Annotated in this window: 9 protein-coding genes; 3 read left to right on the top strand and 6 right to left on the bottom strand. The window is 52.0% G+C overall.

The window, feature by feature from the left end; translation table 11 throughout:
* From QXF46_08550 to QXF46_08530, 5 genes are all read right to left on the bottom strand, one after another.
* Positions 1 to 424: FAD-dependent oxidoreductase (locus QXF46_08550; protein ID MEM0226907.1), on the bottom strand; the 424-nt coding region annotated here is incomplete at its 3' end.
* A gap of 5 nt (positions 425 to 429) precedes the next feature.
* A complete protein-coding gene (locus QXF46_08545; GenBank protein MEM0226906.1) occupies positions 430 to 693 on the bottom strand; it encodes a hypothetical protein in 264 nt (87 codons plus the stop codon).
* Between the two features lie 11 nt (positions 694 to 704).
* A complete protein-coding gene (locus tag QXF46_08540; protein MEM0226905.1) occupies positions 705 to 1499 on the bottom strand; it encodes an NADH:flavin oxidoreductase in 795 nt (264 codons plus the stop codon).
* Positions 1500 to 1970: 471 nt separating this feature from the next.
* Positions 1971 to 3203 carry a pyruvate carboxylase subunit B gene (locus QXF46_08535; GenBank protein ID MEM0226904.1) on the bottom strand — a complete coding sequence of 411 codons (1233 nt, stop codon included), beginning with the start codon at positions 3201 to 3203 and terminating at the stop codon, positions 1971 to 1973.
* Positions 3185 to 3361, bottom strand: coding sequence for a hypothetical protein (locus QXF46_08530; GenBank protein ID MEM0226903.1), 177 nt, complete (start codon positions 3359 to 3361; stop codon positions 3185 to 3187). Before QXF46_08530 ends, QXF46_08535 begins: the two co-directional genes overlap by 19 nt.
* A 276-nt stretch (positions 3362 to 3637) precedes the next feature.
* Between QXF46_08530 and QXF46_08525 the strand changes: the two genes are divergently transcribed.
* From QXF46_08525 to pcp, 3 genes are all read left to right on the top strand, one after another.
* Positions 3638 to 5023 (top strand): sodium:solute symporter family protein, encoded by a 1386-nt coding sequence (locus QXF46_08525; protein MEM0226902.1) that lies wholly within the window; start codon positions 3638 to 3640, stop codon positions 5021 to 5023.
* A 130-nt stretch (positions 5024 to 5153) separates the two neighbouring features.
* The gene (locus tag QXF46_08520; protein ID MEM0226901.1) at positions 5154 to 6287 is read left to right on the top strand and encodes a Xaa-Pro peptidase family protein; all 1134 of its coding nucleotides are present in this window, start codon (positions 5154 to 5156) and stop codon (positions 6285 to 6287) included.
* A 19-nt stretch (positions 6288 to 6306) separates the two neighbouring features.
* Positions 6307 to 6969, top strand: coding sequence for a pyroglutamyl-peptidase I (gene pcp / locus QXF46_08515; protein MEM0226900.1), 663 nt, complete (start codon positions 6307 to 6309; stop codon positions 6967 to 6969).
* A gap of 151 nt (positions 6970 to 7120) precedes the next feature.
* Here the strand turns inward: pcp and eno are convergent.
* A partial coding sequence (gene eno / locus QXF46_08510; GenBank protein MEM0226899.1) for a phosphopyruvate hydratase occupies positions 7121 to 7332 on the bottom strand: 212 nt, incomplete at its 5' end.

The raw sequence follows: 7332 nt of genomic DNA, 5'->3' as shown, positions 1-7332 counted from the left end.
CCTCCCTGCCGTTCATGGCTAGATGCAGTGCTGTCTCAACGCCCACAAGTCCGCTACCGACAACGATCACTCTCCTCCCTACAGGCGCTCTTCCCAATAACACGTCATCGGTTACCACCGCGCTCTCAACGCCGGGTATCTTTGGGATGAGTGGTCTGGAGCCCGTGGCGATCACCACGGCGTCCTGTCTTAGCTCCTCAAGTGTTTTCGGGGCTGCTTTAACCTTGGTCATCAGCCTGACTCCAAGCTGCTTCAGCTGGGCTTCATACCACCTAACCAACCTCTCAAGCCTCTTCTTGAAGTCTGAGATCGAGGATACTTTGAGGGTGCCTCCGAGAGCTTCTCCCTCGTCTATTAGAATCACCTCATGACCTCTGATGGCAAGCACCCTCGCGACTTCAAGCCCTGCTGGGCCGCCGCCCACAACAACTACTTTCTTCCTTTATGCCGCTCTGGCAAGAGGTCTTCGGACAACCACCTGTATTCGAAGCCTGAGATCGGGTTGACCGCACACCAGGTTGATTTACCGTAGAATACCCTATTGCCTATGCAACCCTCATTGCATGCTTGGCAGATCCTTATGCTGTCCAACCTGCCCTCCCTGACCTTCTTAGGCCACTCAGGATCTGCTATCAGTTGCCTTCCAACGAACACCGCGCCAACCAAACCCTTAGCTATGGCTTCCTCAGCCACGCTTGGGTCGGTTATGAGGCCCCGCTTATGACTGGCACGTTTACGGCGGATTTTATCTCCTTAGCCAGATTGAAGAAGAACCCCTCCCCAGTGTAGTAGTAGGGCATGAGGATCATGTCCTTCGTGTCGTAGTTCCCGCCGGTCACGTCGAAGGCGTCCACGTCGGCCTCCTCCACAAGCCTTTTAGCAACCTCCTTAGCGTAGTTAGTGGTGATTCCGCCCTCCATAAACTCGTTGGCGTTTAACCTGAATATCACCGGGTAGTTCCTCCCGTACAGGCTCTTAATTCTCTGAACGACCTCAACAGCGAATAACACCCTATCAACACCATACCTGTCCGTGCGTTTATTAGTGAGCGGTGAGAGGAACTGCGTTATTAGGTAGCCGTGCGTTCCGTGAACCTGAGCAACGTCGAAGCCGGCCTGCTGGGCCCTGAGCGCCGCCCTAGCGAAGTCCTCGACCAACGCCTCCACCTCCTCCGTCCTGAGCTCCCTCGGGGTCTTGGCATGCGGAACCACCTTCCTGCCGATGGCTGAGGGTCCAAGCGGTTGACCTACGTGGGTCTGCACGCCGCCGTGAGCTATCTGAATCGCGGATCTGCTGCCGTGGATCTTAATGACGTCAGCCAGTCTAGCCAACCCTGGCACGAGCTCATCGTCGTATATCCCTATCTCCCCCGAGACCAGCCTGCCGTCCTCACGGATGTATGAGGCCTCAACTATTATGAGTCCAATACCGCCGCGCGCCCTAGCCTCATAGTATGAGAGCGCCTGCTCAGTGATCTCCCTGTGGGCCAGCGTAGCCAACAACCATCGGCGGCATTACTATCCTGTTTGGTACTTCAAGACCTCTAATGTAGAAAGGCTCGAATAGTTTCTCGAACACTATAACACCTCATTGAGATATAGCTATAGGTCCGAATAAATTTTAATTAATTACTTTTAATTATAATTTACTTAATACTCAAGATATTTATGCTCGCTAGCAGTATGTTGATCGCTGCGGGAATGAGTTCTTAACAATCTGAGTATGGTGTATGCCAAAGTTAGGTTGGGGTTCGGCTCCTGTATGGGTTTGCATTGATTGATTTTATTGTCTTGTTTTCCCTGCATTGGGCTTGGGGGGCGTTCAGGGCGACCCCTCATCGAGGCCACCATGTGTAAAGCACCTAAGCATTTACATCCACAACAACTAATGCAAACAGATATGAAACCCAAAACAACTGCACGAGGCGTCTCCCGGTTCTCAATGCTATAGGGGGACTTACGTAATTGGTTTTACTGCGAGTACGCTATTAATGCTTCAACCTCCATCTCCTGGCCCTTGTAGTCGTCGTAGAGCTCGATAAGGAGTTCCTTAGTCACGTCCGGGAAGAGGCAGTAGGTCATGACATTCTCGTCGGTTATCAATACCTTCATTCTCTTCACTTCCTCATAGCATTTGCCGAGCTCTGGCTTAAGCAGGTCCGCCGGCCTTGCCAGTACTTCCTCAACGCTCTTCAGCGCTTTCTCCCTTACCTCTGGGTTTATGCGTCCTGGAGGTCTTCCGTAGTAGCCGGCTACGTAGTTAGTGACTTCCTTAGCCACCACCTTATACCTGCCCAGCAGTACGTTCAGCACTGCCTGAGTCCCTACGATCTGTGAGAGTGGTGTCAATAAGGGAGGCCATCCGAGATCCTCCCTAACTCTTGGTATTTCCTCCAGCACCTCCTTCAGCCAGCCCTCCGCCTTAAGCTCCTTCAACTGCGCGATCAAGTTCGTGACCATCCCGCCGGGGACTTGACGTATTAGGAAGTTGTGGTCGGGTGTTAGGGCCTTGATGGCCATCAGCTTAGCGTATTTCTCGTTAATCACTCTCTTCAGGTATTCGGAGATCTCGTTAATGATAGTGAGATCCACCTCCGGTCTGAGATCATCCTTGAGTGAGAAGTAGACTGCCTGTATTCCCGGCTGCGCCGTTCCGAAGGCGAGAGGACTTACCGCCGTGTCTATGTAGTTGGCGCCGGCCTCCGCGGACTTGACGTAAGTCGCTACGGTCATACCGCTGGTGGTGTGGGTGTGCACGTTTACCGGAACCTTGAACCTCTTCTTAAGTTCCGTGACCAACGTGTGGGCAATGTAGGGATCCAGTATCCCGGCCATGTCCTTTATGGTTATCACGTCAACGTCCATCGAGACCGGCTCCTCAGCATACCTCAGGTAGTAGTCGACTGTGTGTATTGGGCTTATCGTGTAGCACATGGCACCTTGAACTGTAGCCCCGAGGGACTTAGCCTTCTTTATGCTCACGGCAAGGTTTCTGGAGTCGTTGAGAGCGTCGAAGACCCTGAATATGTCTATGCCGTTCTTATAGGCCAGCTCGACGAACTTCTCAACCACGTCGTCCGGGTAGTGTCTATAGCCAACTAGGTTCTGCCCTCTCAAGAGCATCTGGAGCTTAGCCCTCCTAACCCCCTCACGGACCTTCCTAAGCCTCTCCCAGGGGGTCCTCCTTAAGATATCTGACAGCAACGTCGAAGGTAGCCCCCACCCCAGACCTCAAGGCTGGTGAAACCAGCCTTATCAAGCTTCTCCAGGATTGGGAACATGTCCTCAGTCCTCAGCCTCGTGGCTAGTAGCGACTGGTAGGCGTCCCTCAAAGTAGTGTCTATTATCTCAACCCTAGCCATCGCCTATTCCCACACGAACATGTAGTTTCACTCTTTTAAATAACGTAATCATCGAGCCCTAGGAACCGATATCTCGGAGAGGGTGAGCACGGACTGTTGTGCGTTACTAATGGCTACAGCATTGATTCAGTCCTTCGTGAGGGTAGTCAGTTGTTCCAGTGTTTAAGGTTCGCTGAGGGGTTCCCGGTGTAAAGGACTTGCAGGGGTGGTTCATTAAAAAATTTAAATATTTGGTTAATCCATTACTACTTAGGGTGATCCATCCTGATAAATGTGATGTTAGTTCTAATCATTCTAGTCGCACTGCTTGTTATGTGGACTGCCCTAGGGATCGTCGGTAGTAGGTGGGTCAGGAGTCTTGGCGACTACTTTCTAGCTGGCCATAGAATGGGATTGGCGTTACTCACAATAACCATCCTGGCGGCTTGGGAGAGCCACTACACGGTCTTGGCCGGCGGTGAAGCCGGCTATAGGTACGGTCTGATAGGTCCTGTGTGGTACGCGTTAGCGGTCGGCGGTGCTTTGATCATACTGGCTATATTTGCGCCTCGCATAAAGAGGGACGCGCCCCCCGGAACTATCTCCTTCCCCCACTATCTCAGGCACAGGTTTAGTGAGGCACGTGTTGGAGGGGTTAATCTCTTCGAGCAGTTCACGGCTTGGCAGATTCTGATCATAACTACGTTAAGTGCGGCGTCGTCAACTCTTGGAGGAGCCTACGTCCTGCAGGCATTAACAGGATTGGATTTCGATTCCTCACTAATTATTGCTGGTGTGTTTTACTTGGTTTACAGTATATATGGCGGACTTTATGCGGTGGCTCTAGTTGATGTCATGCAGCTAGCCATGATATCCATATTCCTACCAATAGTCGCGCTCTACATCTCCTCGACGTTGGGTGGTGTGGACGGTGTTGTAGCCGGTTTACAGAAGTATTCACCAGCGCTCCTGGGCTTAACGCCCGATTCGATTAACTGGATGTTCACATTCCTCCTCTCCTTGTTAGGGGGGACTCTCGCCTCTTCATTCCTCTGGCAGATGATATACGCTTCTAAGAACCCCTCACACGCCTGGAAGTCGCTAGTGCTAAGCGGGGTCCTGTTCATGCCGGTAGCGTTAACGTGCGGCTTCATAGGGCTTGCTGGCCGTGCCGCAGGTCTGAACGTAGCCCCGTCCTCAGCATCGCCTCAGGTAGTGGCTACCCTACTCCCAGCCTCCCTAGGGCTTATATACTTACTTGGGTTTGTGGCTGCTGCGTGGTCTACTTTCGCCGCTACCGTCAATGGAATCGCTGCAATAGTTATGGCGAATGTCGTCACCCCCTTCTTCATGAAGAGAGCGCCGGAGAGCAGGAAACTCCTGGTGAGTAGGGTGGTTGCCCTCTTATTCGGCATATTAACCATAATTATCGCCAAGTATGCTCCAGGCATTCTGTGGCTCCTCATGTTCTCTTACGCCTTAAGGACGCCCCCGGTGATTCCAGCACTCATAGGCCTCTACACCAAAAGGTTGAGTGGTTGGGGGGCGTTTACTGCAACCCTGTTAGGTTTCGTAGCCTCAGCGACGATATACCTCTACAACTCGCTTTACGGAACTATCGCGGCCTGGGTTGTCCCCCTACTGATTTCCCTGGTGTTTGTAGCACTGGGTGGTAGGAAATGACTCCCTCACTCATAGTTGGTATAATACTGTATGGCGGTGTGGTAGGCTGCTTACTAGGCGTGGTTGCACTCTTCCTATACATGTTGATTGAGTCGCGAGGGTCGCGGGGTAGTGAGGGTGACGTGGGGCAATGATGCTTCCGAAATTCCCGTATGACTCAAGACTCAAGAAGTTGCAGGGGATCCTTGCGACTAAGGGTGTCGACGTGGCTGTAGTGCTGAAGCCTGAGAACACGTACTACGTCAGCCTCTTCCAAGCCATAATATATTCCAGGCCGATAGCGGTTATAGTGCCTTCAGAGGGAGACCCAACACTAATAGTGCCGTATTTAGATTTAGAGCATGCTAGGGAGCGAAGCCCAATACCAACAATCAAACATTACTACCATGAGGAGGAATTCTACCACATACTGAAAGAGGACTTACGTGATGCAAGGAGAGTGGGGCTTGACGTTGATTCATTGACGATGTATACTAAGGTGAAGTCCGTGTCGGAGGCTCTGGAGTTGGTGGATCTTTCGAAAGAGCTCGCCCACCTGAGGATGGTTAAGGATGGGAGTGAGGTTGAAAGGATCAGAGTGGCGGCAGATATAACGGATTTCGGCATGAAGGAAGTCATGAGGAGCTTGGAGGAGAGGGGTAGGGAAGTCGTGGTCGCGGCACGTGCTGAGTATGCTATGAAGGTCAAGCTGGCTGAGTTGCTTGGCGATGAAGGGCTCTATCCTTGGATGAATTGGACCGTAGCGGCTGTGTTATCAGGGTTCAGGTCTTACTACCCTCACGGCATGGTCAGCGGCAGGAAGGTCGTTGACGGTGATGTGGTAATAGTGACGCTTGACATAGCTGTAGAGGGGTATAGGGCTGAGAACGAGAGAACATTCTTAGTCGGTAGAGTCAAGCCCGAGGTCGAAGAGTACTTCGAGCTGATGGAGGAGGCCCAGCGAAAGGCGATAGAGGTTTTGAGACCGGGTGTGTTGGCTGAGGAGCCTGATAAAGTATCAAGAGGAGTTTTTGCGGCGCACAACGCCCTCAAATTCGTTACCCACAGAACAGGACACGGCATAGGTTTGGAGATACATGAAAAGCCCAACCTAGCTGAGGGGGATGTCACGGTCCTGGACACGAACATGGTGTTGTGTGTTGAACCAGGTATATATGTGCCTAATGTTGGTGGGTTTAGGCACTCAGACACAGTCTTAATAACGCCGGACGGTCCTGAGGTGCTTACGAAAACGCCTAAAGGGATAAATAACCTAACAGTTTAGTAGATATTGGGTGGGTATCATGAAAGCCCTTCTCACAGGTTTTGAGCCCTTCGGTGGTGATAAGTTAAATCCGTCGGAGTTTGTGGTGCGTAGGCTACCTGAAGCCCTCGCTAAGGAGATGTCCGGGCTGGAGGTCGTGACGGCAGTCCTGCCGGTTTCTTTCAGGAGGGCCGGCTCTGTTCTGAGGGAGCTTCTGAGCTCCAACGTCCCTGACATCTACATAGGTCTGGGGCTCTGGTCTGGGATATCCTACGTCACTATTGAGAGGGTTGCGGTTAACGTTAAGGACGCTAGGATACCTGATAACGACGGTGAGCAACCTGTGGATGAACCTATAGAGCCTGAAGGCCCTCCAGCATACTTCACCACACTACCTAAGAAGGCGATCCTCAGGAGGTTGAGGGAGAGCGGCATACCCGCAATAGTTTCCAATACTGCCGGAACATTCCTGTGCAATTTCGTGATGTACATCGCATTACACCACTCGGCTATGTACGGCTACCCGAGGAAGGCTGGCTTCATGCATCTGCCGCTACTTCCCGAGCAGGCGGCCGTTAAGAGAGGTGACTGGGCCGGCGTGCCGCCCAGCATGTCGTTAGAGACCATGATCAAGGCTGTTGAGATAGCGCTGAGGACGACGGTGGAGATGTTCGATAAGGAGGATGAGAAAATACCGCCTTAACACATCCACACATTGTTTTTCGTTTAGAATGCCTTCACGGGGGATCCTCCAGGCATTAGCATTCCTTAATTAAGACTTTAGTGAATTTCACTTGGTGGGCAGTGTGGGGCTCAGATCAGCGTCGAACCCCGTGGATGAGTCAGGCAGGCAGTTACATAGTCGGGGATTCCTCATCGAAGGGGTCCTCCAAGTATGTTATCGGATACCTAGACACCATATCCAGGTACATCTCCAGCAACTCCTCAGCGCTTAAGAGTCTCCCGTCAACACTGTACTTACCGCTTGAAGCGTCGAAGAACTGGCTTGCCGCAATGTCTATCCCTATAAGCACGTCGCCACCAAGGACATATCCGGCCAGTCTAA

Source organism: Thermofilaceae archaeon, from assembly GCA_038731975.1.
In the GTDB taxonomy this organism is placed as follows: domain Archaea; phylum Thermoproteota; class Thermoprotei; order Thermofilales; family Thermofilaceae; genus JANXEW01.
Note: the sequence above shows the minus strand (reverse complement) of the source record. Positions and strands in the feature narration are given on the sequence as shown.